This window comes from Gluconobacter potus (genome assembly GCF_015244705.1).
Classification (GTDB): Bacteria; Pseudomonadota; Alphaproteobacteria; order Acetobacterales; family Acetobacteraceae; genus Gluconobacter; species Gluconobacter potus.
Map to the genome: position 1 here is coordinate 1 of NZ_JABCQF010000052.1, position 1,261 is coordinate 1,261.

The 1,261-nt window shown below is 53.1% G+C and carries 1 protein-coding gene; it reads right to left on the reverse strand.

Annotated features, from left to right (window positions below):
* Positions 1-133: 133 nt before the first annotated feature.
* Positions 134-1,213 (reverse strand): IS5 family transposase, encoded by a 1,080-nt coding sequence (locus HKD31_RS15895; protein WP_007397870.1) that lies wholly within the window; start codon positions 1,211-1,213, stop codon positions 134-136.
* Positions 1,214-1,261: the final 48 nt, after the last annotated feature.

Sequence of the window (1,261 nt, forward strand, 5' to 3'; positions counted from 1 at the left end):
TGGAGGGATCGAAGAACCGTTGATTGATGTGCTTGGCGGGTAATTTCTGGCTTTTGGCGATTTGATTGACGGTTTTTGCGATGGCATCCGGTCTGCGTTTTGAGCAGATTGGGAGCTGTTACCGGCTTGATAGCTACGCTGTGGTGCTGATCCGCTGCAGGAAGAGGAAGCGGCGCATGTTGTAGACGATATTGGCCAGCCCGATCCTCATGGTGGCCCGGGTAATACCGACAGTTCGGATGAACAATCCCGTCTGTGATTTCTGGTCGGCAAAAACATGCTCGACACGCGAGCGGATCATGGACTTTCCTGCATTGGACCGCTGGATATGGAGTGGCATGGGTTTGAGATGCGGCTTCTTCCTGTGAACCTTTGAGACAAAGCCATGCTTTTCCATGAAGTCTTCATTGGCTTTTGAGCGATACGCTGTATCAGCCCAGACGCTTGAGGCCGTATTGGTTTTATCCAGCAGCCCCTCTCTCAATCGCGCACCATCACTGGCGGCGGCATCCGTCGTCTTCCATTTTCGGATGAACCGAAACTTCCGATCGATGGAGACGTGGGATTTGTAGCCAAAGAACGGGATGGCAAGATCGCTGGATGGCATGGTTCCATCATCCTGCTGCTTCGCCTTCGTGAACTTCAGCGTCCATCGTGCATGTCTGTCCTTGTGCGACAGTTTGGATGGCTTGTCCTGCCAGTCTTCAGGAATACGGCCTGCTCGCAGATCCGCTTTCTCTGCGTTTGTATTGCGCTGCTTCGGAGCCGCTACGAGCGTGGCATCCAGGATCTGGCCTGACATCGGCAGATAACCAGCGCTGCGCAGGGTCGCATCAAAGCGCTCAAACAGTCTTTCAATGGCCCCCGCCTGTGTCAGGCGTTCACGGAACAGCCAGATTGTTTTGGCATCGGGCACCCGATCTGAAAGTCCCAGACCAAGGAAACGCATAAAGGAGAGGCGATCGTTGATGAGATACTCTGTCCGCTCATCAGACAAATTGTTGAGCGTCTGGATCACCAGGATCTTGAACATCAACACCGGATCAAATGGCGGTCGCCCGCCCTTGCTTCCATCTGAATAGGCCAGAGCCTTCTCCAGATCAGGGCGGAACACCTCAAAATCCACAGTCCGGGAAAACGCTTCAAGCTGATCGCCAAGACCGCTCAAACGAGCAAGCCGCTCTTCAACATCAAAGAAACCAGGCTGTTTCATTATTCATTCATCCACCCAATCACCACAGGAGGTATGGAATCACAGATA

Excerpts from the sequence above, each read along its gene's own strand:
- HKD31_RS15895 (WP_007397870.1), bottom strand. The coding sequence starts at position 1,213 with ATGAAACAGCCTGGTTTCTTTGATGTTGAAGAGCGGCTTGCTCGTTTG.